Below are 24,595 nucleotides of genomic sequence, written 5' to 3'. Positions count from 1 at the left end.
CCCCGGGGCGCGATGAGACGCAGAGCAGGCGCCGGGCGCTGAGGATCCGGGGATCCTCAGCGCCCAGCCCGAGACTGCTCGCCGGTCCGGGACGGCTACTCGCAGCCCAGGGCCTCCTTGTACCCGACGGGCGGGCTTCCGGCGGCCACCTTGTCGGCGGTCTCCCAGAACACCTCCGGCCAGTCACCCTCGTCGTTCATCTGGTGTAGCACCTTCCACTTGTGGCTACCGCGCAACGCGTCCGCGGCCCGCCGGAGGGCGGCGTCGTCGCCGGCCTCTTTCGCCCGCAGCCATTCGGCGATCCATCCGCAGCCGATCCGGCTGGTCACCTTGGCGCCGAACTGGTAGGGGTCGTTGGTGCCGAGACCGTTCAGTGCGGCGATGTCGAAGCCTGGCGGGAGCGGCACGTCGGCGAGCACCTTGGCCGCCTGCTCCTGCACCCGCTCGGGTGTGACGATCTCGGCCGGAAGTGCGGCCAGCCAGGTGCGGGCGTCGACGCGGACCACGTCGGCGACAACGCGATCGAACTCGCTCCGCGTCCAGGCGCTCCCGGTACGCAGTTCGACGAAGGAACCGTCGCGGGGACGGAGCATGACGGCGAAGTCGCTCGCGCTGTACCGGAACAGGTCGGCCGGCCAGCCGTCGACCTTCACCGGTTCCGGCTCGCTGACCCGGAGCCGATCCTTGTGGTAGCCGTCGTACTGGGCGGCCGGGTACCAGTTCATCTCCAGTTGCTGTCCGCCGTTGCTGAACGCGATGGTGCCCGCTTTCTCGGCGAACCCGTAGACGGTGGTCGCCTTCCAGCCAGGCTGGTCGATCAGCAGCCGCGGGTTCTCCTCGGCCGCCTTGAGCACCATCGCCGAATACGCGGCCGGGCCCGTCGCTTCGGAGGCGATCGGCGGGGTCGCCGGGCGCCCTTCCGGCTGGTCACCGTTCATGATCGAGACGGCCAGGACGCCGGCGAGAAGGGTGGCCGCGACGCTTGCGCCGACGAGCCCGCTCATCATGCCGCGGCGCGCCCGGGGGCGTTTGCCGGGCGGCTCGGCGACAGGTCCGAGGGTCGGCACGGACATGATCTCCTCCAAGAGGTTCTGCGCGGCCCCGTCGAGGTGCCTGATGACATCGGGTCGGTACGGGTCGGCGTCTCGGACCATCCGGCCGAGGTGCTCGTCGGTCATCTGCCCTCCTCCGAGGTGCGTGCTGCCATGACGTCGAGTACATGTCCGGGCGGGCCGAGGTCGTCACCGACGAGATCTCGCAACCGGGCCCGGGCACGTGACAGCCGGGTACGGACCACAGCCGGGCTCACGTGCAGGACCGCGGCGGCCTCGCGCGGCTCCAGGCCCTCCCAGAAGGTCAGCATCAACACCTCGCGATCCAACTCGCCCAGCCGGGCCAGCGCGGCCCGGACCGTGAGCCGTTCGGGCACCTCGCTGCCCGGGTCGCCGGCGACGGCGACCCTGAGTCGTTGCCGCAACCGTTCACCGAGCCGTTCCCGGCGCACTCCGCCGCGGTGGTGGTTGGCCAGCACCCGTCGGGCCACGCCGTACAGCCACAGCCGAACCTCAGCCTCCGGCGGCATGTCACGGCTGCGCCGCCAGGCGACGAGAAACGTCTCGGCGACCACGTCCGCCGCGTCTTCGGGCTGCTCGACGCGCCGCATGGCGTACGCCAGCAGCGGCTCGAAGTTCGCCGCGTAGACGCGTCGGAAGCGGTCCTCGTGCTCAGTCCCCGAACCCACGTCTACTCCATGTCCGGGGGAGCGCCCATCGTGACAGACCCGACCCGGGAATCGCGGCGCTCGCCGGGCCGACCTCGATTCGGGTCCCGCCGATGCGGCACGGGGATGGCGCGTACGAGGCGGTCAGGTGTGCAGCGCCGCGGTCAGCAGGTCGTACGTGGCCTCGTCGAAGGCGACGAGGCGTACCTGCCCGACCTCGGTGGGGGTGGCCTGGATCGTGGTCACGGCGATCGCCGCCGCCCGGTCGGCCGGGAACCCGTAGACGCCGGTGGCGATGGCCGGGAACGCGACGCTGCGCGCGCCGATGACGTCGGCGACCTCGAGACAGCGCCGGTAGCACGACGCCAGGACGTCGGTCTCCCCGTGGCCGCCGCCCTCCCACACCGGGCCGACCGTGTGGATGACGTGTCGTACCGGTGGGTCCAGGTCGAACGCCGGAGTGGCCACCGCGTCGCCCGGCTCGCACGGCGCCAGCGCGGCGCCCGCCCGGGCGAGCCGTGGCCCGGCCGCGCGGTGGATCGCCCCGTCGACGCCGCCGCCACCGAGCAGCGACTCGTTCGCCGCGGTGACGATCGCGTCGACGTCCTCGTCCGTGATGTCACCCAGTACGACCTCGATCAAAGGCATGGCCTGATCCTGCCACCGGTGCAGGGCCCGCGACCTCGGGGAGAGTTCAGCCGACGGGCCCGACGGCTCCGCTCAGGTCGCCGGCCCCGGTGCGGTGGCCGTCGGCGCGGCTCGCGGGCAGCACCGTGGGGGCGGGCCCGGTCGAGTCGCGGACCACCAGGAGGTGGCCGGTGGACCGGCGGCGGGGACGGGTCGACCGGGGCTTGAGCGCGAGCGACAGCGCCATCCGCCCCATGTCGGTCATGGGCAGCCGGATGGTGGTGAGGCTGGGGGCGAGGTCGGCGGCGACGGAGACGTCGTCGAACCCGACGACCGACATCCGCTCGGGCACGGGGATGCGGTGCGCCCGCAGCGTCGACAGCACGCCGATGGCCATCGCGTCGTTGAGCGCGATGATCGCGGTGGTCCGGGGGTGGTCGCGCAGGATCCGTTCGGCGGCGACCCGGCCGCCGTCGCGGGTGAAGTCGGAGTGCACGACGGGAAGGTCGTCGAGGGAGAGGCCGCGCTGCCGCAGGGCGGCCGCCACGCCGGAGAGCCGGTCGGCGACGGTGGTGAGCCCGGCCGTGCCGGCTGCGACGGCGATGTGGCGGTGCCCGAGGTCCAGCAGGTGCTCGGCGAGGGCGCGGCCGCCGGCCTCGTTGTCGGGCAGGACCGCGTCGACGCCGAGGGCGTGCCGGCCGATGACGGCGACCCGGCCGCCCTGGCTCTGGAACTCCGCGAGCTCCGCGCGGGCCTCGGCCTCGATCCGGGCGTCGTCGTAGCCCGATCCGGCGACCAGGATGATCCCGACCCGCTGCGCGATGAGATGGCGCAGCTGCCGTAGCTCCGCGTCCGGGTCCCGGCCGGAGTGGCAGATCTGCACCAGCAGCCCCTCCTCGGCGGCCACCTGGATGACCCCGCCGGCGATCTCGGAGAAGTAGGGGTCGTCGACCTGGTGCACGACCAGCCCGACCGTCGAACTCGTGCCGCCGGCGAGGGTGCGGGCGTACGGGTTGGCGACGTATCCCAGCTCCTGGGCGACCTGCCGGACGCGCCCCGCGACCTCCTCGCTGACCCCCTCCCGGCCGGCGAGGGCGCGGGACGCGGTCGCCAGCGAGACACCCGCGCGCTCGGCGACGTCGATCAGCCGCAGTCTCGGGCCAGGCCTGGGCATCGGCAACTCCCTGGAAACATCGATGTCATCTGACTATTGCCAGTGACGCAAACCACAGCCTAGTCTACGCAAGCGCTTTCGCAAGCGCTTCCGTCCCGGCAAAGGAGCGTCTCGGGATGACAACCCGTTTGAAGCGAATCCAGTGGATGACAGCACTCGGCGCGAGCCTCACCCTCGCGCTCGCGGCCTGTGGTGGCGGTGGTGGCGGGGGCTCCTCCGACGCCGACGATCCGATCGTCGTGGGGATCTCCCTTCCCCTGACCGGGGACTTTTCCGAACCGGGGAAGGGTGTCCAGCGCGGCTACGAGGCCTGGGCCAAGATCACCAACGACAAGGGCGGCCTCCTGGGCCGCAAGGTCGAGCTGAAGATCCTCGACGACCAGTCCAACGCGGACCGGGTGGTCGCCGACTACGAGCAGTTGATCGGCAAGGACAACGTGGACCTCGTGGTGGGCCCGTTCTCGACCCGTCTCGTCGTGCCCGCGGCCCGGGTCGCCGAGGAGTACGGCATGCTCTTCGTCGAGCCGGCGGGCGCGGCGAAGGAGGTCTTCGAGCAGGGCTTCAAGAACCTGTTCTATGCCGCCCCGGCGGTGGCGAACGACCACTACAACCACCTGGCCGAGTACATCCTGGCACTGCCGCCCGACCAGCGGCCGAAGACCGCGGCGTACGCGGCCATGGACGACCCGTTCGCGCAGGGCACGGCGTACGGGCTGAAGGAGAAGCTCGAAGCGGGCGGCGTCCGCACCGTCGTCGACGAGGTCTACCCGCCGAACACCACCGACTTCGGCAGCATCGCCGCGAAGATCGCGTCGTCGAAGGCCGACCTCGTGGTGGGCGGCTCCCAGTACCAGGACGGCGTGAACCTGATCGTCGCCCTCCAGCAGCTCAGGTACCAGCCGAAGCTGGCCGCCTTCTCCACCGCCCCGACGAACCCCGAGTTCGCCGCGGCGATCGGCAACAAGACCGAGGGGATCCTCTCGCCGACCGGGTACACGCAGGACGCGCCGTACCCGAGCAACAAGGAGTTCGTCGAGAAGTACACCGCGCAGTTCGGCTCGCCGCCGGAGGAGGACGAGGCCAACGCGTACACGACCGGGCAGGTCGTCGCGGCGGCGATCGCCGCGGTGGGCTGCGCCGGGCAGGGTGAGTGCCAGAAGAAGCTGGTCGACTGGATCCGCGGCAACACCGTGGAGACGGTGGTCGGCCCGCTGTCCTGGGACGAGACGGGCAAGCCCAAGGGCGCCCACATGATCCAGCAGTGGGTGGGCGGCAAGATCCAGATCGTGCTGCCGGCCGACGCCAAGGAGACCGACCTCGTCTACCCGAAGCCGGCCTGGTAGGACGACATGCCCTCCGGTGCCCTGCTCTTCCAGAGCGTCATCCTGGGTCTGCTGCTGGGAGGGCTCTACGCCCTCCTGGCAGCGGGACTCACCCTCTACTTCGGAATCATGCGGGTCGTGATGATCGCCCACTCGGCGTTCCTCATCCTCGCCGCGTACCTCGCCTGGTGGTTCCACACCCGGCTGGGCGTCGATCCGCTGCTGTCGATGATCGCCACCGTGCCGCTCTTCTTCGCCTGCGGCGTCCTGCTGCAGCGGCTGCTCCTGGCCCGGCTGCGCCCGGCCACGCTGACCATGATGTCGGTGCTGCTGACCTTCGCGATCGCGGTCGCCATCGAGGGCCTGCTCGGCTACGCGTTCGACGGCACCCAGCGGCGGGTCCAGCTCGGCTACGGCTCGGCGAGCTTCGGGATCCTCGGTGCCCGGGTCGCGGTGGTCAAGCTGATCGCGTTCGGCCTCGCCGCCGTCGCCCTGGCCACCCTCTACCTGCTGATGAAGAAGACCACCTTCGGCTGGGCCCTGCGGGCGACCATCCAGCACCGCGACGCGGCGCGCCTGGTGGGCATCGAGACCGAGCGGGTGGCCGGGTACGGCTTCGGCCTCGGCCTCGCCACCGCGGCCGTCGGCGGCACGGCCCTGGCCCTCGACACCACCATCTACCCGTCGCTGCACTGGCACTGGATCGGCCCGCTGATGGCCATCATCGTGGTGGGCGGGCTGGGCAGCGTACCCGGTGCCGCGATGGCCGCGATGGTGCTCGGCATGCTGCAGAGCCTGCTGCAGATCCCGCTCGGCACGACCTGGGCGCAGACCATCTTCTACCTGGCCCTGTTCGCGACGCTGGCGTTCCGGCCACAAGGTTTCTTCGGAGGTCGCCTTGCCCAGCGCTTCTGACCCGACGACGGTGGCCGTCCCGCCGGCCGGGGCGGTGACCGCGCGGCGCAGCCTCGACCGGGTCCTCCAGGTGGCGGCGATCGTGCTGTTCGCCGCGGCGGTGCTGGCCTTCCCGTCCCTGGCACCCAACCCGTACGTCCTCTCGGCGGGCGTCGTGGTGCTCAACTACGCGGTGCTCTCGACGTCGTGGAACTTCGTCGGCGGGTTCACCGGGTACATCTCCCTCGGCCACGGCGCCCTCGCCGGGCTCGGCGGCTACGGGACCGCCCTGCTGGTCACGAAGGCCGGCCTGCCGAGTTTCGTGGCCCTCGCGGTGGCGGCCCTGCTGGTGGCCGCCCTCGCCGTACCGATCGGCTTCGCCGCGCTGCGGGTCCGCGGCGCGTCGTTCGTCATCGTCTCGATCGCGCTGGTGCTGATCCTGCTGCTGGTCTTCCAGAGTTGGGCGTCGCTCACCGGCGGGTCACGCGGCCTGGTGGTGCCGCGCCCGTTCCCGGACCTGCTCCGTCCGGAGCACCACCGGGTGTTCTACTACCTGTTCACCGGCCTGCTCGCGCTGGCCCTGCTGGCCTGGTGGGTCGTCGACCGCTCCCGGTTCGGCCTCGGGCTGAAGGCCATCCGGGAGGACGAGGACAAGGCGGAGGCGCTGGGCACCCCGACCTTCGCGTACAAGCTGGTGGTGTTCGTGGTCTCGGCGGGGTTCACCGCCCTGGGCGGCGGGCTCTACGCGCTCTGGTTCGGCGACCTCGACCCGGTGTTCCAGTTCTCCATCCTCACCGGCTCGTACCTGGTGCTGATGGCGCTGCTCGGCGGGGTCCGGAACCTGTTCGGCCCGCTGATCGGCGCGCTGGTGGTCGGCATCGGGCTGGAGTACTTCAAGGTGGAGTTCGGCGACACCCAGCTGCACCTGGTCGCGACGGGCCTGCTGCTCGCGCTGGTCGTGCTCTTCATGCCCGACGGCGTGCTGCCCGCGATCGGTTCCCTGCTCGGCCGGATGCGGCCGGCGCAGAACTCGATCCGCGAGATCACGGCCGCGCAGCTGCGCCAGCAGCGTGCCACGGCCGCCGGCGCGCCGGCCGCCCGGGAACCGGTGGACGCCGCCGCCGGCACCGCCGGCACGCGGGCCCAGTCGACGGAGGAGCGGGCATGAGCGAGCGAAGTGAGCGAATCGTTTGGCTCAGGGCGGTGGTGCCTCATGGCGGCACGGAGCGAAGCGGAGTGCCGGCATGAGCGAGGTACGAGGGTTGGCCACCGCCGGGCTCACCAAGGCGTTCGGTGGCGTGGTGGCGCTCGACGGCGCGACCGTCGAGTTCCAGCACGGCAAGGTCAACGCGCTGATCGGGCCGAACGGGTCGGGCAAGACGACCTTCTTCAATTGCGTCACCGGGATGATCAGGCCGGACGGCGGGCAGGTCACCTACCGCGGGCGGCACATCACCGGCGCGGCCCCGCACCGCATCGTCCACGCCGGCGTCGGCCGTACGTTCCAGCTGTGCCGCGTCTTTCCCCGGATGACGGCGCTGGACAACGTCCTCGCGGCCGTACGCCCGGCCGGCCTGGCCGGCCTGCTGCGTGGCGCCCGCGGCCACGCGGAGGTCGAACGTGCCCGGGGCTGGCTCACCCGCCTCGGCATCGAGCACCTGGCCGACGTGGAGGCGCGCAACATGTCCTGGGGCCAGCAGAAGCTGCTGGAACTCGCCGGTGTGCTGATGAGCGACCCGGAAACCGTCCTGCTCGACGAGCCGGCCGGCGGCGTCAACCCGGCGCTGCTGGACCGGATCGGCACCCTGGTCCGCGAACTCAACGCCGAGGGGCGCACGTTCGTGATCGTCGAGCACAACATGGACCTCGTGATGAGCGTCAGCGACCACATCGTGGTGTTCGACCGCGGCCGCCCGATCGCCGAAGGTCCGCCGTCGCTCATCCGCTCCGACGAACGCGTCCTGGGGGCCTACCTTGGCGTCTGAAATCGAACTCGTCGACATCCAGGCCGGCTACGGGCGCGCCGCGCCGGTGCTGCGTGGCCTGACCGTCTCGGTGCCCGCGGGCCAGATCGTCTGCCTGGTCGGCCCCAACGGCGCCGGGAAGTCCACCGTCCTGAAGGTCGCCAGCGGGCTGCTCAGGCCCCGTTCCGGGAGGATCCTCGTCGGCGGCGTGGACGTGACCGGCCAGGGGCCGCAGCGGATGCTCGCCTCCGGCGTCGCGCACGTCCTGCAGGGGCACAGCGTCTTTCGCGAAATGACCGTGGCGGAGAACGTCCTGCTGGGCGGCTACACGTTGAAGGACAAGGCGTTGATCGCCGAACGGACGGCCTTCGTCAAGGAGGTCTTCCCGGTCGTCGCGCAGCGCTGGAACTCGCTGGCCGGGCTGCTCTCCGGCGGGCAGCAGAAGCAGGTGGAGTTCGCCCGGTCGCTCATGGTCAACCCCAAGGTCGTGCTCCTCGACGAGCCGTCCATGGGTCTGGACCCGAAGGCGACGACCACCGTGTTCGAACAGGTCGTGCGAATGCGCGACGCCGGTACGGCGGTGCTGCTCGTGGAGCAGAACGCCCGGCGGGCGCTGGAGACGGCCGACCTCGGCTGCGTGCTCGACCTCGGGCGCGTGCACATCTCCGGGCCGGCGCCGCAACTGTTGGCCGACCCGCAGCTCGGCGAGCTGTACCTCGGCGGACGGCCCGCCGAGCCGACGGCACCGCCGAAGCGGTGACAGACCCCGATGTGACAGCGGCACACAGAGTTGGAGCGTGAGCACGGAAGCGCTTCCGGAAGCGGTCGCGTGCTCCGCCAGAGCTGAAACGAGGCGTATCGCGATGACCAGAACGAGACAGCTCGCCGTCGCCACCGCCGCCGTACTGGCGACCGGCGTGCTGGCGGGCGCCGGGGTGCCACCGGCCCAGGCGGACCGGAGCAACCCGCGCGACGTCCATCCCCACCTGCGATCGAGCCTGGTCGCCTTCTACGACTTCGACCACCCGGCGGAGGGTGACGCGGCGCTCGAGCGGGACCTGGGCCGCTCCGGCACCGAGATCGAACTCGTCAACGGCGGCGCCGACATGCGCGTGGCCGAGCACGCCTACCCGGGCAGCGGCAACGCGTTGCAGACCCGGCAGGTGAACCCCGCCCAGGCCGGCAACGACGACTGGAAGGCGGGCATCTGGTCGGCCAGCGGCGTACGCACCCTGCGCCCCTTCGCCGGCACCCAGGGCACCACCGTGATGGGCTGGTTCAAGATGGAGATGGAGGCCCCGGCGCCCAACTCCACCACCGCCAACCCGGCCGACCGGTTCAACGCGATCGGGCTGGCCGGTGTGCTGACCGGCGACTCGGACGGCCACGGCGTCCGGGCGCTGCTGGAGCTCATCGACGTCAACGGCGAACTGCGGCTGGTCGCGCTCGGCCGGCGCCTCGACGGGGGCAACTCGCAGACCTTCGCGGCGGGGGAGGACTGGCGGACGCTGCTGCCGAAGGGGGAGTGGGTCCACCTCGCGGCCACCTTCGACTTCAACACCGGCGCGCTGGCGCTCTACCGCAACGGCCAGCCGGTGGACGGCTTCTACACCCGCACCGACGACCCGTGGCTCGTGTCCGGCCCCGGCCCGCACGTCACCACCGCCTCGGACCCGCGCGGCATCAAGATCGGCGGGAGCTTCCCGCAGGACACGCTGGAGCGCAACCCGTGCGACTGCCGCATGGACGCCCTGATGTTCCTCGACACCGTCGTCTCGGCGTCCGACGTCGAGAAGCAGTACCGCTACATGGCCCGCTGACCACCCTCCGCACCGCCTCACCGGGAAGGAGACCCGCGTGCGCAGTGTCCGCAAGACCCGCAGATCCGCGCTGACGGCCGGGCTGACCGCCGCCACCCTCGTCCTGTCCACCCTGGTAGTCGGCCCCGTCCGGGCCGCCGACCCCGTCTACGACCCGGTCGTCGAGATGCCCAGCCAGTCCCGGCTCGGACTGGTCCTGACCGAGTACGCCAGCTTCCCGCAGTCGTTCCCCGTTCCGGCACCGACCGACCAGCGGCTGATGCGTACCGCCCGCATCAACACCATCATGGAGCTGCCCGACGGCTCCGGCCGGCGTGCCGTGCCGGACCTCAACGGCCACCTCTACCTGGTCAGGGACGGCGTGCCGCACGTCTACCTGGACGTCGCCGACACGTTCGCGCCGCAGTTCTTCTCCGGCCGCGGGCTCGGCCAGGGCTTCGGCTACGTCGCGTTCCACCCCGAGTTCGGCACCAACGGCCGCTTCTACACCATCCACACCGAACAGGCGTCGCTGGCCACCAAGGCGCCGGACCACGCCCAGGCCAACAGCATCTTCCACGGCGTGATCACCGAGTGGACGGCGACCGACCCTGCCGCCGACACGTTCTCCGGCAGCCGGCGCGAGCTGCTGCGGATCGGCTTCGCCGGCCAGGTCCACGGCATCCAGGAGATCAACTTCAACCCCACGGCGCGGCCCGGCCAGCCCGACTACGGGCTGCTGTACCTGGCCGTCGGCGACGGCGGCACCGGCGTACGCAACACCGAGCCGCAGAACCTGGGCATGGTGCACGGCAAGCTGCTGCGCATCGACCCGCAGGGCACCGACTCGGCCAACGGGCAGTACGGCATCCCGGCGGACAACCCGTTCGTCGGCCGGGCCGACGCCCTGGGTGAGGTCTACGCGGTCGGGTTCCGCGACCCGCACCGGTTCAGCTGGGACCCGGCCACCGGCCGGATGTTCCTCGGTCACATCGGCGAGCACGCCATCGAGGCGATCTACGAGGTGCGCGCCGGTGACAACTTCGGCTGGAGCGAGCGCGAGGGCGCGTTCGTCTTCAACAAGGCGGGGCGCGCCTGCGACAAGCTCCTGCCGCTGCCGCCGGACGACGCCGACTTCGGCTACACGTACCCGGTCGCGGCGTACGACCACAACCCGGCGCCCGGCTGGAACTGCACCTCCGACGTCGGTGTCGCGGTGGCCGGCGGGTTCGTCTACCGCGGCAACGAGCTGCCCGCGCTGAAGGGCAAGTACGTCTTCGGCGATCTGGTCGACGGGCAGGTCCTCTACACCGAGGCGCACGAGATGCGGCAGGGCCACGAGATGGCCACGATCCACCGCCTCGCGCTCTTCACCGCCGCCGGTGAGCCGGTGCGCATGCAGGACCTCTCCGGCCCCGGCGCCCCGGGCAACCCGGAGCGGGTAGACCTGCGTTTCGGTACCGACGCCGCCGGCGGGCTCTACCTCCTCGCCAAGGCCAACGGGAAGATCTGGAAGGTGACCGGAACCCGGGAGTTCGCGGGCGGCGACGTCGGCGGCACCAAGCTGCACAAGCCCTCGGGCCCGGACGGCTGGGCGCCGGTGACCCCGTCGAAGTGGCAGTTCGACCGTGACGAGGTGATCCTCGCCGAGGCGGGCGTGAGCCGGCCCGGCCCGCGCCGCCCCTTCGAGTACGCGGTGGTGACCGACGGGCCGCAGTGGTCGTCCGTGGAGATCCAGGCCGACGTCCGGCTCGACACGCCGGTCGAGGTGAGCAACCGGGACGTGATCATCGTCTTCGGCTGGCGCTCGGACACCGAGTTCTACTACGCCCACCTGTCGACCGACAACACGATCCTGCCGCACAACGGCATCTTCAAGGTCAACAACGCCGACCGGCAGCGCATCGACCACCAGTGGAACGGCCGGTCACGCGGCGCGAACCCGGCGATCGTCGACGCCGACTGGCACAAGGTGCGCGTCGTGCACCTGCCGGCCACCGGCGAGATCGCGGTCTACGTGGACGGGAAGAAGGACCCGCTGATGACCGCGAAGGACACCACGTTCGGCTCCGGACGGGTCGGCTTCGGCTCGTTCGACAACATCGGCCGGCTGCGTCACCTGACGGTGACCGGAACCCCGGCCTGAACCCCTCCGGCGGGGACGACGGCAGGGCCGTCGTCCCCGCCGGAGACGGGCAGTGTGCGGCACCCGGCCGGCCCGGGTGCGGAGATGACCCCTGAGGAGAGTGGGACGATGACGGCACGTGTCCCGATCGGCATCGTGATGAACGGCGTGACCGGGCGGATGGGCTACCGGCAGCACCTGGTCCGGTCGCTGCTGGCCATCCGCGAGCAGGGCGGCGTACCGCTGCGTGACGGGAGCCGGCTCTGGCCGGAACCCGTCCTGGTCGGGCGGAACGAGGCCAAACTACGCGACGTCGCGGCCCGGCACGGGTTGACCGACTGGACGACCGACCTGGACGCCGCGCTGGCGCGACCGGACGTCTCGATCTATTTCGACGCCCAGGTCACCAGCGAACGGGAGAAGGCGATCGGGCTCGCCGTCGCGGCGGGCAAGCACATCTACACGGAGAAGCCCGTCGCCACCACCCTGCACGGCGCGGTCGAGCTGGCGCGCGTCGCCGACGCGGCCGGCGTACGGCACGGCGTCGTGCAGGACAAGCTCTTCCTGCCCGGCCTGCGCAAGCTCGACCGACTCGTGAAGGGCGGGTTCTTCGGCCGGATCCTGTCGGTGCGCGGCGAGTTCGGCTACTGGGTCTTCGAGGGCGACTGGCAGGAGGCCCAGCGGCCGAGCTGGAACTACCGGGCCGCCGACGGTGGCGGCATCGTCGTCGACATGTTCCCGCACTGGCACTACGTCCTGGAGCAGATCCTCGCGCCGGTCCGGGCGGTCACCGCGCACGTCACCACCCACATCCCGCGCCGGTGGGCCGAGGACGGTCAGCCCTACGACGCGACCGCCGACGACGCCGCGTACGCGATCTTCGAGCTGGACGGCGGCATCGTCGCGCAGGTCAACTCCTCCTGGGCCGTCCGGGTGAACCGGGACGAGCTGGTCGAGTTCCAGGTCGACGGCACCGAGGGCAGCGCGGTCGCCGGCCTGCGTCGCTGCCGCGTCCAGCACCGGGCCGCCACCCCGAAGCCGGTCTGGAACCCGGACCTGCCGTCCACCGACGACTTCCGCGCGCAGTGGCAGGAGGTGCCGGACAACGAGGCGTTCGACAACGGATTCAAGGCACAGTGGGAGATGTTCCTGCGGCACGTCGCCGAGGACGCCCCGTACACCTGGGACCTGTGGGCCGGCGCGCGGGGTGTGCAGCTGGCCGAGCTGGGCCTGCAGTCGGCGCGGGAGGGCCGGCGCGTCGAGGTCACGGAGCTGCGGCCGTGACCCGGACCGTCAACCTGCCCGACGGGCCGCTCACCCTCTCCGGTGCCGGGCGCGAGCACGTCACGCCCGGCGCCCGCTTCACCAGCCGGGTCGCGTACGCCGCCGCGCACGTCGTCGCCGACCCCCGCGCGGAGAACGTGCCGGGCACGCCCGCCGCCGTCGACTGGGACGCGACCCTGGCGTTCCGCCGGCACCTGTGGTCGTACGGGTTCGGCGTCGCCGAGGCGATGGACACCGCCCAGCGTGGCATGGGCATGGACTACCCGGCGGCGCGCGAGTTGGTGCGGCGCTCGGCGGCGGCCGCCCGGGCCGAGGGCGGCGCGATCTGCGCGGGCGTCGCCACCGACCAGCTGCCGGCCGGCCCGGCCACGCTCGACGAGATCCGCAAGGCGTACGCCGAGCAGCTCGCCGACGTGCAGGACGCCGGCGCCCGGCCGGTCCTCATGTGCAGCCGCCACCTGGCCGCCGCGGCCCGGTCCGCCGACGACTACCTCGACGTCTACGGCCGGCTGCTGGCCGACGCCGACGGCCCGGTGGTGCTGCACTGGCTCGGCCCGGCGTTCGACCCGGCCCTCGCCGGCTACTGGGGCGACGTCGATCCCGCGCGGGCCGCGGACACCGTGGTCGCGCTGATCGGTGCGCACACCGGCAGGGTCGACGGCGTCAAGCTGTCGCTGCTCGACGAGGACTTCGAGGTCGCGCTGCGCCGGCGCCTGCCCGCGGGGGTACGGCTCTACACCGGCGACGACTTCAACTACCCGGCCCTGATCCGGGGCGACGGCGAGGGCCACTCCGACGCCCTGCTCGGCGTCCTCGCCGCGATCGCGCCGCCGGCCGCCGCCGCGCTGCGCGCACTGGACGGCGGCGACCTGGCGACGTACGACCGGATCCTGGCGTCGACGCTGCCGCTCGCCCGGCACCTGTTCGGCGCCCCGACCTTCTACTACAAGACCGGCATCGTGTTCCTGGCCTGGCTCGCCGGTCACCAGGACCACTTCACGATGGTCGGTGGTCTCCAGTCGGGGCGGTCACCGGTGCACCTGGGCCGGCTGCTGCGGCTGGCCGACGCGGCCGGGCTGCTGCCCGACGCCGAGCTGGCCGCGCACCGCGCGCGGGCGTTCATGACCACGGCGGGGGTGGCGCAGTGAAGCGGTTCGCACTCAACTCGGCGACGACGAAGCGGTGGCCGCTGCCGGAGCTCGTCGCCGGCTGCGTCGACGCCGGGGTGTCCGGGGTGGGGCTGTGGCGGGAGGATCTGGCCGCGTACGGGGTCGAGCCGGCCGCGGCGCTGGTGCGGGACGCGGGCGTGACCGTCACATCGCTGTGCCGCGGCGGGTTCTTCAGCGCTCCCGGCTGGCTCGACGAGAACCGGCGTGCCATCGACGAGGCGGCGGCAATAAGCGCGCCGGTGCTGGTGCTGGTCTCCGGCGGCCTGCCCGACGGCAGCCGGGACATCGACGGTGCCCGGGCGCACGTGCGGGACGCGATCGGCGAGTTGGTGCCGTACGCCCGGGCGGCAGGGGTCCGGCTCGCCGTGGAGCCGCTGCACCCGATGTTCTGCTCCGACCGGTGCGTCGTTGCCAGCCTCGGTCAGGCCCTGGACCTCGTCGCGCCGTATCCGGCGGAGACGGTGGGCGTCGTCGTCGACACGTACCACCTCTGGTGGGACGACCAGGTGTGGGCGCAGATCGCGCGGGCCGGCCGGGAGGGACGTATCGCCTGCTTCCAGATCGCCGACTGGCTGACGCCGCTGCCGGCGGGGGTGCTGCTCGGCCGGGGGCTGCCCGGCACGGGCTGCGTCGAGCTGCGCCGCTTCCGGGAAGCCGTGGACGCGGCCGGCTACGACGGACCGGTGGAGGTGGAGGTCTTCGCCGAGGAGGTGTGGGCACGGCCCGGCCGGGAGGTGCTCGACGAGGCCGTCGCCGGCTACCTCACGCACGTTGCCTGAATCGGCGCCTTCGGCTCTATCCTTGCGCGGTGCCGTACGCCGACCTCAGTTTCGCGCAGTGGAACGACCTGTCTGACGGCGCTGCCCGCCGGATCGCCCAGGACATCGCCGACCGACACGACCTGACTGTGGTGGGCCTGAAAGACACGGCGTACGCGGGGCGGTCGCACCGGATGGCGCTGTTCGACCGTAACGGCATGCGATTCGCGCTCGTACCCGGCGGCCGGCCCACTCTCGGCTACGACGCGGCCCGATTCCAGCCCTTTCCGGAGCAGGCGGCCAGCTACGCCGACAGCGCCGGCGAGTACGGTCTTCCACCGCTGGCCGAGTACGTCGACGCGATGACCTCGCCGGTACGCGGCGCCGAGATGCCGGCGATGCTGGTCGCGGTGGAAGCGTTCGACCCCTGCGAGATTCCGCTGGCGCCGGACGACCCTCGGGTACTCGAACTCGTCGCGTCGACCGGGGATCGGCGCGGCGTGGTGAAGGTGTTCCGATCTGGTGGTGGGCTGACGGTCGAGTTCGACCAGACCGGGCAGGTGGCGCGGGCCCGGGCGACCCGGGAGGTCTCCTACGACGAGGCTGTGGCCGGGCTCGCGAGCATCGGCTTGCGGACGACCACTGCGGATGAGTGGGAGTGGGCGTGTGGAGCCGGTGCGACGACCCTGTTCCGCTGGGGCGACGACTGCCCCAACGACGGCTACCCGTTCGACTGCAAGACTGGCGCGCACCGCGAGGCGAACCTGTGGGGGTTGGCGATCGGGCAGGATCCCTACAAACACGAGGCGACCACCGAGCGAACCATCGTGTGCGGCGGCGATGGCGGCGGCACCACCTGTGGCGGCAGCGGATTCTTCCTGGGCTGGCTCACCCTCGCGACCGCCTACCGCGACAAGGATTTCGGCCAGTGGCTCGCCTCCGACGACCGGTACTCCCACGAGATTCTGACCCGGCCCGTCATCAACCTGGGCTGAGGAGCGTCAACGGTGGACGACCGGACGCGTGAACTTCTCGACGCCGCCGTGCGGGAACAGCTTGATGCTCATGGGCGGGTCCTGCCGCCGTGGCGGGCGTACCCGCAGATCGAGCGGTTCAGCATCGGCTGGCGCATGGGTGACGGCGAGTGGCACCTGATGACTGGTGCCGAGGACCATGACCCCCCAGCCCCCAGCCCCCAGCCCCCAGCTCGCAGCCCGCAGCTCGCAGCCCGCAGCTCATCACGTGCGACTGGTCCGCTACGCGTTCAGCCGATGGCCTTGGCGTCGTTTTCCAGAACGTCGACCAGCCGCTGCTTGACCTCGTGGCGGTGGGTGATCTGCTGCCGGGGGCTGTCTGGTCGGACCCGTATCCCGCAATCGACGAGTACGTAGAGTGCCCGCAGTGTGCGCAGCATGTTGGAAACGTACGTGGGTGTGGTCGAGGCGGACACGGCACGGAAGTCGGCGGTGATCGGGTCGAGCCAGGTCGTCGACGCCGCGGCGGTGAGCTCCGGGCGGGTCAGAGTCAAAGCGACGGCGCGGGCGAGGCGGTCGTCCTCACGCTCGGCCCAGAGGTGGTCGGTGCGGGCGAGCAGCCGGGCGCCCGCCAGGTCGAGCATGGCGGCGGGATCGACGTCACGGTGGCGGCCGAAGGTGCCGAGCAGGTCGGCACCGTGCGCCACCGCGTGCAGCCAGCCCAGCCGCGGGTGGTAACCCCGCAGGTCCGTCTCTGCCGGATACCAACGACTGAAGGCGTCGAGCCAGCGCGGACGGAAGTCTCCCCGACTGACGATCATGTCCAGGACCAGGGGCGCGAAGGTACGGGCCTCGGTGTGCGGGTCGGTGAACCGGTCGGCCATCTCGTCGCCGAGTTGCACACGGCGATCACCGGCGATGACGTCGCGTTCGATCCAGGTGCGCAGCACGACGTACGGATGACCGTCGCGGATGCCCGGGTCCGGATCGCGTAGGCACTGCGCCAGTTCCGCGGTCAGTTCGTTCAGCTCACGCCCTGGTGGGACGCGGCAGTCGTCGTCGAAAATCTGGATCCAGTCGGTCACGGGCGGCAAGCTACCGTGCGCTGATCGAGACCCGCCAGCCGATAACGGCGCCGGCTGATCGACACGGTCGGGATTGCCGCCGCCCAGGCCGCGCATGCCCAGTCTGGTCAGGCGTTGATAGGCGGGTGGAGGATGTCGACATGACCACGACCGTGTCTCGTCCTGGCATCGGCCTACTGGCTCTCGAACGCGGGCCCGGCGATCTGTCCACATGGAGACTCCAGCAGCCGGTCACGAGCTCGGCCTACCGCCTGCCGATCGCGGTCAACATCCTGCTCAACGGCGTCGAAGACCTCGACCACGTCGATCTGCCAATGATCGCCCACGTGATCGACGACATCGATCACTACCTGGTGACCGGGCTTCGCTTCGTGCGCGCCACGATGCTGACCGATCCGGCCTGGTTCGGCTTGGCCGAGGACGAGCTTGATCCCTACCGAAAAGTCCCTGCCGAGGAGCTTCCGCTGGACAATCCCCAGCTCAACTTCTACGCCGACGGCGAATGGATGCTGCACTTCCAGGAGGGACGCTTTGCCGTCTGTGACCCCTACGGCCTGGCTGTGGTATTTGCTCAGCACCGGCCGGTACGGCTGGAAGACCTGAGCGACGCCGAGGAAATCGACTGATTCGCAGAGCACCACATTCGTATCGTGCCGGCATGCTCGATGAGCCGATTGATCCGGACGATCGCCCCGAGTGGCTGGTCGAGCAGGGGCGGGTGGACGAGGCGATCACGATTCTCGAAGCCCGGGCCGGCGGCGGGGACTGGCTGGATGTGGAACGCCTGACCGACCTGCTGATGGAGGACGGCCGCGTCGAGGAGGCGGAGGCGCATTGGCGGGCGGCCATCGAGGCCGGTCTGCCTCGGGCGTACGGCGGCCTCGCGAACATGCTGGCGGATGCGGGCCGGACCGACGAGGCAATCGCCGGGTGGCGGGCGGCGGTGGAGGCGGGTGAGCCAGAAGCCCGGGTCCGTCTCGCCGCGTTGCTCGCCAAGGCCGGCCGGATGGACGAGGCCATCGGCGAGTACCAGATGGCGATCGCGGCTGGTGACGCGGCGGCGGGCGTCCGGCTGGCCAAGGTGTATGCCCGGGCGGGCCAGCTGGACGAGGCGGTCCGCGCCTATCGGTCAGCGATCGGCGGAAAGGGTGTTTCTCGATGGCCGCTGGGTGCGCTGTTGGAGAAGCTGGGCCGCGCCGACGAGGCGGTAGCCGCCTACCAGGCCGCCGTTGACGCTGGCGAGGAGCACGTTCGCGTGCGGCTGCTGGCGGCACAGGGCCGCCTGGAGGAGGCGACTCAGCTCGTCCGGGACAAGCTGGCCGAGCCGGGCCACAACCCTTCCTACCGGCAGCTCGGCTGGCTGTTGACCGAGCAGCGGCGCTTCGAGGAAATCGAGGCCGAGGCACTGCTGCTCAAGGACGACAACCTGGTAGGGCTGTCGTATCTCCTCGCCGGCGCCCAGCAGTCCGTGAACCACCACGAGAACTGTCCAGCCGACTGCAAGGGCAGCACCCGGGTGGTGCGACACCTTCCAGGGACGCTGGGATGACGTGCGGCGGGGCCCTGCTGAATAGCGCGGTTGCCGCGGTCGGAGCAGTTGATGGGGTGGCGTGCCTGCCTGCCTCTACTGCTCGACCTGGACATCCTCAATTTCCGCCACCCGTGCGGCGCCCGTGGGACTCTCGCGGGGCGCACCGGCGGCTTCAGTCTGGATTCTCGCATCGCACGCCGACGCTTTCTATCTCCCCGCTGCGAACGAGTTCTCGGATAGCTGTGGTCATGGCCGACACTCCCGGTTCTGGCACGATCAGCTGATCAACGGCCCAGAAGTAACTGCCGTTCGCGGCTTCACCGGTCTTTTTCCATTCCTCAAGCAGGCGGCGGACCTCATCGACGGTGAAGATCGTCAGCACCCAACTGGAGCCGTCAGGAAGATCGACGAAGACATCCACGTTGGCTACCGACTCCTCGGTGTCCGAGCCGAGATCGAGGAGGAACCGTGCCACGAATGTCGGTTCCGTGACGGTCACATACGGATCGACGATGTCCATGAGGCACCCATCATGCCGCACACGCACGGGCGGATCGGGGTCGTGCCGGCATCCGCCTGGACCGGCGACAGAGCGACGACTCAGGCCACTTGCCGCCTCGCGGGTGAGTAAGGATGTGACATGCTCCATGAGCGTCACATCTTCCGTAACCCGCCGCCGTCGACACCGGTCGAGGTGCGCGCCGCGCTCGATCGCGGCGACCTGCCCGCCGCGCTGGACGCCATGGTCGGAACCGCCCTGTACGCGGTACCCGATAGCGTGCGGCGCAGCGCTTCCGGCGGTCAGCCGAAGCGAGACTCGCGGCGAGCCACCATCTGCCCCGGCTCGACGGGCGAACGAGACGCGCGCAAGTACCGTCGGCATCTCGGTTTGCGGTCGGCTCCGCCGGCTGTGCTGGGTGCCGCGATGGGCTTTCTCGGCGGCGTAAGGGTGAGGGTTGCGATAAGAGCACGAATTTTGATTCGTCAGTACCGTTTGGCACGATGACCGTCGTGTCGGTTGCGCAGCACAGCTACGTGGGACCGCCGGACGCGCCGGACCGGTATGAGCTGATCGAGCGGCGTGCCGCTGGTGGCGAGGGGGAGGTCTGGCGAGCTCGCGAGCACCACGGAGACGTGGCGTTCTCGTACGCGGTGAAGATCCTCCGGGTGCCGGCGGAGGACCAGACCGACCGCGGCCTGGAGGGCCTTCGGCTGCAGGCGGCGCTGGCGACCCAACTCGAACACCCGGCGCTGGTGAAGGTCAAAGAGGTCTTCGTCGGCCCATCGCCGCATCCGGCCGGAGAGTCCACCACGGACACCGCACCACGGCTGTACTTCGTGATGAAGTGGATCGAAGGCCGCAGCCTCCAGGAAATGCTGGAAAGCGGCGGGGTACGCGGGTTGGACATCCTCAAGCCGCTTGGGCCGATCGCCGAGGCCGTCGACTACCTGCACAGCGGCCAGGACACCGACGGCATACCGGTCCTGCATCGGGACATCAAACCGGCCAACATCCTGGTCTCCGGCAGCGGGCGGGCCTATCTGGTCGACTTCGGCCTGGTCCGGCTGCATAGCACCAGCGGCACCGCCCGGTTGTACGGCACGGCACCGTTCATGGCACCGGAGTCCCTGGCCCGGGGGGAGTACACCCCGGCCACGGACCGCTACGCCCTCGGCGCGACCGTCTACTACGCGGTGACCAGCGAGATGCCGGTGCCCGGCGACATCGACGGCATGACCCAGCGGCTCACCGCGGCACTCGGTCCAGGGCAGGACCGGGTGATCCGCGGGATCCTGTCGATGGTCGCGGTGACCGCCGAGCGCCGGCCGGCCGCCGCGGCGGCCTGGGTCAACGCGCTGCACGCCGCACCGCCGGAGACCGCGATCGGCGGGGCACCGCAGCCGTCGTTGCCGCCCACCCCTGGGCCGTCGAACTCTCCGTTGCCGCCGACCTCTGGGCCGTCGAGCTACCCGTTGCCGCCCACCTCCGGGTCGCCGGGCTCTCCGTTGCCGCCCACCTCGGGGCCGCCCGGCTTCCCGTCGTCGGGAAACCCTGCGTCGCCGGGCTACCCGTTGCCGCCCGGCCCACGGCCGGCTCCGGGGCCGCCGGGCTACCCGTTGCCGCCCGGCCCGCGGCCGGCTCCGGGGCCGTCGGACTACCCGTTGCCGCCCGGCCCGCGGCCGGCTCCGGGGCCGTCGGACTACCCGCTGCCGCCTGGCCCGGGGCCGTCCGGCTTTCCCGGGGCGCCCGGCCAGCCTCGGAAGAAGTCCAAAGCCCCGATGATCATCGGAATCGTGGCAACGGTCCTCTTGGCCGCCTGCTGCGTACCGTCGGTGTGGAGCCTCAGCCAAGGCAGCCTGCCCGGCGGCCTCGGTGCGAGTCCGACCCCCAGCGTCGACCGTGCCTCCCCGCCGCCGGCGGTGACCGCACTGGAGCCGGTGTTGCTGTCGGTGGCCGACGTCGTGTCCGCGATGAAGCTCGGAGACCGGGACCTGGTCAACACGAGCTCCTCCAGCGACGCGCTGCACAATGGCCTGGCCAAGCTTGCGCTCTGCTCGGACGGCAACGTTCGCGGTGATGCGATCGGGGCGCACAGCAGCAACAGCTACTGGGTGTCCAGCGGCCAGTACCCGTACCTCGGCTCAGCGGTCGCCGGCTTCTACGGCAACGCGGCCGACCCGTTCCTCGATGCCACCCGCACGGCGGCCGAGCGGTGCGGATGGCGGCCGTTCACGGTGCCGAAGTTGGGTGAGGAGTCGTTCGGGATCACCGTCAGCGGCTCCAACGGCGTCTACGCGATGATCTTCGTCCGCTCGGGCCAGGTGCTCTTCCAGGTCGCGATCCAGAACGACTACGAAGGTGGCAGTCACCAGAGCGACCTGATCAAAATGGCGACGTCGATGGCCAAGCGGCTGCCGAAACCCAAAGCGAACCGATGACCGCCCCCGAGGGAGGTGGCGGCGCGAGCGCCACGTTGCTGGTCGGCGTACCCGGTGAGGACGGGGAGCGACGGGTCACCGCGGCCGGCGGGCCGCTGCGGATCGGCCGTGATCCCCTCTGTCCGATCGTCCTGGACGACTCGCGGGCCTCCCGCGAGCACCTGGAAATCACCTACCGGGCCGGACGGTGGCACCTGCGTGACCTCGCCAGCCGGAACGGCACGTTCCTCGACGGCCGTCAGGTGCACGAGCTGGAGATAGGGGTCGCCTGCGCGGTGCGGCTCGGCAACGCCGTCGACGGTCCGGTGCTCACCTTCCGCCCGGAAGGGCCTCCCGCTGCTCCGCCGCCGGTGACCGATTCCGCGCAGCCGGGCCTGTCCACCGAGGTACGCCCGAGCGGGCCCGTATCCGCGGCCGAGCCACCACCTGGTGCACGATTCGCGCTGGGCCGGACCCCCTCGGCCAGCTACCCGGCCGCGGATCGGATCCTGATCGGGCGGGCGCCGGAGAACGACATCGTCCTCGACGACCTGCTGGTCTCCCGCTACCACGCCGACCTTGTCCGGGACGGCGCCGGATTCCGCGTGATCGACCTGGGTACGCGCAACGGCACGTACGTCAACGGGCGGCAGGTCGAGCAGGCGGTGCTGAACGCCGGGGACCTCCTCTCGTTCGGGCACCACCAGATGGTGTTCGACGGCACCGCACTGCACGACTACGTCGACGCCGGCCGGGTGTCGCTGCGCGCCGAGGGGCTCGGTGTCACGGTCGGCACGCGGAACCTGCTCTCAGAGGTCTCGTTCGAGCTGGACGAGTGCAGCCTGCTCGCGGTGGTCGGCCCGAGCGGTGCCGGCAAGTCGACGCTGCTGGGGGCGCTGACCGGCAACCGCCCGGCGCAGGCCGGCACGGTCCGCTACCAGGACCGCGACCTCTACGCCGAGTATGCCGACCTGCGGCACCGCATCGGCCTGGTGCCGCAGGACGACATCCTGCACCGTCAGCTGACCGTACGCCGCGCGTTGCGCTACGCGGCCGGGCTGCGCTTCGGCGCCGACGTGACGCCTGCGGAGCGGGACCAGCGCATCGACGAGGTACTCGCCCAGCTCGCCCTCACCGCACACGCCGACCAACGCATCGACACGCTCTCAGGCGGACAGCGCAAGCGCACCTCGGTGGCCCTGGAGCTGCTCACCGAGCCCTCGCTGCTCTTCCTCGACGAGCCGACCTCCGGGCTCGACCCGGCGCTGGACCGCGACGTGATGCACGGCCTGCGCGAGCTGGCCGATCGCGGCCGAACCGTCGTGGTGGTGACGCACAGTCCGCTGCACCTGAACGTGTGCGACCGGGTGCTGGTACTCGCCCGCGGCGGCAAGGTCGCCTACTTCGGCCCGCCGGACGAACTGCTCGACTTCTTCGGGGCGGCCGAGTACGCCGACGTGTTCACCGCGGTCGCCGCCGACCCGGAAGTCTGGGCCGCCAAGTTCGCGGCCACCCGCCCGCCGGCCAAGGCCGCACCGCCGACCGAGCGGACGGCGGCCACCGCGTCACCGCCGCGCCAGGGATGGTGGCGGCAGACGGCGATCCTCGCCCGCCGCACGGTCGCCGTCACCCTCGCCGACCGGCTGTACGCGGCGCTCTCCCTCGGCCTGCCGGTGGGCCTCGCCGCCCTGCTGCACGTGGTCCCCGGCTCCGACGGCCTCGGGCTGCCCGCACAGCCGCCCGGGCGCAGCACCGAGGCCGCCCAACTGCTGGTCATCCTGACCATCGGTGCGGTCTTCATCGGACTGGCCGGGGGCATCCGAGAGTTCGTCGGGGAGGGTGCCATCTACCGCCGGGAACGAGCGGTGGGCATGGCGCCCGGCGCCTACCTGAGCGCGAAGCTGGCCGTGTTCGCCGTATTGAACGCGTTCCAGGCGGCGCTGTTCGTCCTGCTCGGCATGGTGGGCCGGCCGGCGCCACCCGAGGCGCTCGTGCTGGGCGTGCCGCTGGTCGAGCTGATCGCGGTGGTCTGGCTGACCACGCTGGCGGCCACCGTGCTCGGGCTGCTGGTCAGTGTCTACGTGTCCACCAGCGAGCAGACGATGCCGGTGCTGGTCGGGCTCGTGATGGCGCAGCTCGTGCTCTGCGGCGGGCTGTTCGCCGTGGTCGAACGCGCCGGCATCGAACAGCTCTCCTGGCTTGCCCCGGCCCGCTGGGGCTACGCCGCCGCAGCCGCCACGGTGGACCTGCGCGCGATAATGCTGAAGCCCGCGCCGGACGCACTCTGGGCGCACACCACCGGCGCGTGGAGCTGGGCGATGGCCGTTCTGGCGGGCCAGACCGTACTGCTGACCGCGGCGGTGCGGTGGGCGCTGCGCCGCCACGAGCCCGTACTGGAGAGCCGGAGGAACCGCACGTGAGCCGCCGTAAGGATTCTGCCGCCGCGCTCGAAGCCGTTCTGCGCGACGGTTGGAGCAGTGCGTGCCGGCTGTACGAGCACCTGGCGCGCGGTGGCCAGTTGGTCGCGCTGCCGCCCAGCGGACTGCGGGTGAGCCAGAACGAAACGATCTTCGGCGACACGGTGCTGGGTTACGCACGCTTCTACGGCACCGCCGTGCAGTATCGGGAGAGCAGCCACTTCTGGTTCGGCTCGACGGGCTTCGTGCTCGCCGGCATGGCCGGTGACGCCATCAGCAACGCCAGTGCCCGCAGCCGCGCCCAGGCCATGGCGGCGGCCCAGTGGCGGGACCAGGCGCAGGTGCGGATGATCCTCACCAACCAGCGGCTGCTCGGGGACTGGCAGGGCAACATGTTGAGCTTCTGGCACAACGGCGTACTGGAACTTTCCGCCGACCTGACCCAGTGGTCGTTCATCCTCCGCTACCAGGAGGGCAATCCGCTGATGCTGCATGGCCCGGCGGCGCCATGGTACGCGGTCGCGATCGCATGGCTGATCTTCGGCCCGCAGGGCATGCACCTTCCGGCCCTCGCACCGATAAGCGCAGCCGTCGCGCAACGTTCCCGCGCCATCACCGGCGAGGTCGTGCCTGACTAGTCACCCACTGGCACCGTGGTTCGACGTCGCATGGCTGGTGAACGTCATCGCCCGTTCCGATCAGGGAGATTCCGAGCATCAACCGGCGCAGCGTGTTGCAGGAAGGCGCCGACGATGTCGGCACGACGAGAGCTTCGAGGATGTGACGGATGTCGGGAACGAATGTGGCAGCCAAACGCCGGCGCGCGATGGTGA

Annotated in this window: 24 protein-coding genes; 17 read left to right on the top strand and 7 right to left on the bottom strand. The window is 71.1% G+C overall.

Annotated features, from left to right (window positions below):
- Positions 1-95: 95 nt before the first annotated feature.
- The 4 genes from ACGF5G_RS16435 to ACGF5G_RS16420 form a co-directional block, all read right to left on the bottom strand.
- The gene (locus ACGF5G_RS16435; RefSeq protein WP_393263436.1) at positions 96-1,178 is read right to left on the bottom strand and encodes a hypothetical protein; all 1,083 of its coding nucleotides are present in this window, start codon (positions 1,176-1,178) and stop codon (positions 96-98) included.
- Complete coding sequence (locus tag ACGF5G_RS16430) at positions 1,175-1,741, bottom strand: RNA polymerase sigma factor (protein ID WP_393263434.1); 567 nt, start codon at positions 1,739-1,741, stop codon at positions 1,175-1,177. Before ACGF5G_RS16430 ends, ACGF5G_RS16435 begins: the two co-directional genes overlap by 4 nt.
- Positions 1,742-1,864: 123 nt before the next feature.
- Positions 1,865-2,368, bottom strand: a complete 504-nt coding sequence (locus ACGF5G_RS16425; protein ID WP_393263432.1) for an O-acetyl-ADP-ribose deacetylase — start codon at positions 2,366-2,368, stop codon at positions 1,865-1,867.
- 46 nt (positions 2,369-2,414) lie between these two features.
- Complete coding sequence (locus ACGF5G_RS16420; RefSeq protein WP_393263430.1) at positions 2,415-3,521, bottom strand: LacI family DNA-binding transcriptional regulator; 1,107 nt, start codon at positions 3,519-3,521, stop codon at positions 2,415-2,417.
- A gap of 116 nt (positions 3,522-3,637) precedes the next feature.
- On the opposite strand from ACGF5G_RS16420, the gene ACGF5G_RS16415 reads away from it, so the two are divergent.
- From ACGF5G_RS16415 to ACGF5G_RS16365, 11 genes are all read left to right on the top strand, one after another.
- The gene (locus ACGF5G_RS16415; RefSeq protein WP_393263428.1) at positions 3,638-4,864 is read left to right on the top strand and encodes an amino acid ABC transporter substrate-binding protein; all 1,227 of its coding nucleotides are present in this window, start codon (positions 3,638-3,640) and stop codon (positions 4,862-4,864) included.
- Positions 4,865-4,870: 6 nt separating this feature from the next.
- On the top strand, positions 4,871-5,758 hold the full coding sequence (locus ACGF5G_RS16410) for a branched-chain amino acid ABC transporter permease (protein WP_393263426.1): 888 nt from the start codon (positions 4,871-4,873) through the stop codon (positions 5,756-5,758).
- Entirely contained in the window at positions 5,742-6,905 is a 1,164-nt protein-coding gene (locus tag ACGF5G_RS16405) for a branched-chain amino acid ABC transporter permease (RefSeq protein WP_393263424.1), read from the top strand. Before ACGF5G_RS16410 ends, ACGF5G_RS16405 begins: the two co-directional genes overlap by 17 nt.
- A 76-nt stretch (positions 6,906-6,981) precedes the next feature.
- A complete protein-coding gene (locus ACGF5G_RS16400) occupies positions 6,982-7,722 on the top strand; it encodes an ABC transporter ATP-binding protein (protein WP_393263422.1) in 741 nt (246 codons plus the stop codon).
- Positions 7,712-8,461: an ABC transporter ATP-binding protein gene (locus ACGF5G_RS16395; protein ID WP_350682651.1), complete on the top strand. Its 750-nt coding sequence runs from the start codon at positions 7,712-7,714 to the stop codon at positions 8,459-8,461. The genes ACGF5G_RS16400 and ACGF5G_RS16395 overlap by 11 nt, the downstream gene beginning before the upstream one ends.
- A gap of 103 nt (positions 8,462-8,564) precedes the next feature.
- On the top strand, positions 8,565-9,521 hold the full coding sequence (locus tag ACGF5G_RS16390; RefSeq protein WP_393263420.1) for a LamG-like jellyroll fold domain-containing protein: 957 nt from the start codon (positions 8,565-8,567) through the stop codon (positions 9,519-9,521).
- A gap of 37 nt (positions 9,522-9,558) precedes the next feature.
- Entirely contained in the window at positions 9,559-11,646 is a 2,088-nt protein-coding gene (locus ACGF5G_RS16385; RefSeq protein WP_393263418.1) for a PQQ-dependent sugar dehydrogenase, read from the top strand.
- 108 nt (positions 11,647-11,754) lie between these two features.
- Positions 11,755-12,909 (top strand): Gfo/Idh/MocA family protein, encoded by a 1,155-nt coding sequence (locus ACGF5G_RS16380; protein ID WP_393263416.1) that lies wholly within the window; start codon positions 11,755-11,757, stop codon positions 12,907-12,909.
- On the top strand, positions 12,906-14,057 hold the full coding sequence (locus ACGF5G_RS16375; RefSeq protein ID WP_393263414.1) for a DUF993 family protein: 1,152 nt from the start codon (positions 12,906-12,908) through the stop codon (positions 14,055-14,057). Before ACGF5G_RS16380 ends, ACGF5G_RS16375 begins: the two co-directional genes overlap by 4 nt.
- The gene (locus ACGF5G_RS16370; RefSeq protein WP_393263412.1) at positions 14,054-14,857 is read left to right on the top strand and encodes a sugar phosphate isomerase/epimerase family protein; all 804 of its coding nucleotides are present in this window, start codon (positions 14,054-14,056) and stop codon (positions 14,855-14,857) included. The genes ACGF5G_RS16375 and ACGF5G_RS16370 overlap by 4 nt, the downstream gene beginning before the upstream one ends.
- A gap of 29 nt (positions 14,858-14,886) precedes the next feature.
- The gene (locus ACGF5G_RS16365) at positions 14,887-15,831 is read left to right on the top strand and encodes a hypothetical protein (protein WP_393263410.1); all 945 of its coding nucleotides are present in this window, start codon (positions 14,887-14,889) and stop codon (positions 15,829-15,831) included.
- 6 nt (positions 15,832-15,837) lie between these two features.
- Here the strand turns inward: ACGF5G_RS16365 and ACGF5G_RS16360 are convergent, their stop codons facing one another.
- Together ACGF5G_RS16360 and ACGF5G_RS16355 are read right to left on the bottom strand one after the other, a co-directional pair.
- Positions 15,838-16,011 carry a hypothetical protein gene (locus ACGF5G_RS16360; protein ID WP_393263408.1) on the bottom strand — a complete coding sequence of 58 codons (174 nt, stop codon included), beginning with the start codon at positions 16,009-16,011 and terminating at the stop codon, positions 15,838-15,840.
- A gap of 89 nt (positions 16,012-16,100) precedes the next feature.
- Positions 16,101-16,991 carry a DUF2785 domain-containing protein gene (locus tag ACGF5G_RS16355; protein ID WP_393263407.1) on the bottom strand — a complete coding sequence of 297 codons (891 nt, stop codon included), beginning with the start codon at positions 16,989-16,991 and terminating at the stop codon, positions 16,101-16,103.
- 44 nt (positions 16,992-17,035) lie between these two features.
- Between ACGF5G_RS16355 and ACGF5G_RS16350 the strand changes: the two genes are divergently transcribed.
- Together ACGF5G_RS16350 and ACGF5G_RS16345 are read left to right on the top strand one after the other, a co-directional pair.
- Positions 17,036-17,521 (top strand): hypothetical protein, encoded by a 486-nt coding sequence (locus ACGF5G_RS16350; RefSeq protein ID WP_393263405.1) that lies wholly within the window; start codon positions 17,036-17,038, stop codon positions 17,519-17,521.
- A gap of 32 nt (positions 17,522-17,553) precedes the next feature.
- Positions 17,554-18,444 (top strand): tetratricopeptide repeat protein, encoded by an 891-nt coding sequence (locus tag ACGF5G_RS16345; RefSeq protein ID WP_393263403.1) that lies wholly within the window; start codon positions 17,554-17,556, stop codon positions 18,442-18,444.
- Positions 18,445-18,598: 154 nt separating this feature from the next.
- On the opposite strand, the gene ACGF5G_RS16340 is transcribed toward ACGF5G_RS16345, so the two are convergent.
- Positions 18,599-18,946 carry a hypothetical protein gene (locus ACGF5G_RS16340; protein WP_393263401.1) on the bottom strand — a complete coding sequence of 116 codons (348 nt, stop codon included), beginning with the start codon at positions 18,944-18,946 and terminating at the stop codon, positions 18,599-18,601.
- Positions 18,947-19,066: 120 nt separating this feature from the next.
- On the opposite strand from ACGF5G_RS16340, the gene ACGF5G_RS16335 reads away from it, so the two are divergent.
- The 4 genes from ACGF5G_RS16335 to ACGF5G_RS16320 are packed head-to-tail and all read left to right on the top strand — an operon-like array spanning position 19,067 to position 24,400.
- On the top strand, positions 19,067-19,432 hold the full coding sequence (locus ACGF5G_RS16335; RefSeq protein WP_393263399.1) for a hypothetical protein: 366 nt from the start codon (positions 19,067-19,069) through the stop codon (positions 19,430-19,432).
- Positions 19,429-21,366, top strand: a complete 1,938-nt coding sequence (locus ACGF5G_RS16330) for a serine/threonine protein kinase (protein WP_393263397.1) — start codon at positions 19,429-19,431, stop codon at positions 21,364-21,366. The genes ACGF5G_RS16335 and ACGF5G_RS16330 overlap by 4 nt, the downstream gene beginning before the upstream one ends.
- Complete coding sequence (locus ACGF5G_RS16325; protein ID WP_393263395.1) at positions 21,363-23,765, top strand: FHA domain-containing protein; 2,403 nt, start codon at positions 21,363-21,365, stop codon at positions 23,763-23,765. The genes ACGF5G_RS16330 and ACGF5G_RS16325 overlap by 4 nt, the downstream gene beginning before the upstream one ends.
- The gene (locus ACGF5G_RS16320) at positions 23,762-24,400 is read left to right on the top strand and encodes a hypothetical protein (protein ID WP_393263393.1); all 639 of its coding nucleotides are present in this window, start codon (positions 23,762-23,764) and stop codon (positions 24,398-24,400) included. The genes ACGF5G_RS16325 and ACGF5G_RS16320 overlap by 4 nt, the downstream gene beginning before the upstream one ends.
- The last annotated feature ends 195 nt before the right edge of the window (positions 24,401-24,595 follow it).

It is taken from the genome of Micromonospora sp. NPDC047730, from assembly GCF_043204765.1.
In the GTDB taxonomy this organism is placed as follows: domain Bacteria; phylum Actinomycetota; class Actinomycetes; order Mycobacteriales; family Micromonosporaceae; genus Micromonospora.
Note: the sequence above shows the minus strand (reverse complement) of the source record. Positions and strands in the feature narration are given on the sequence as shown.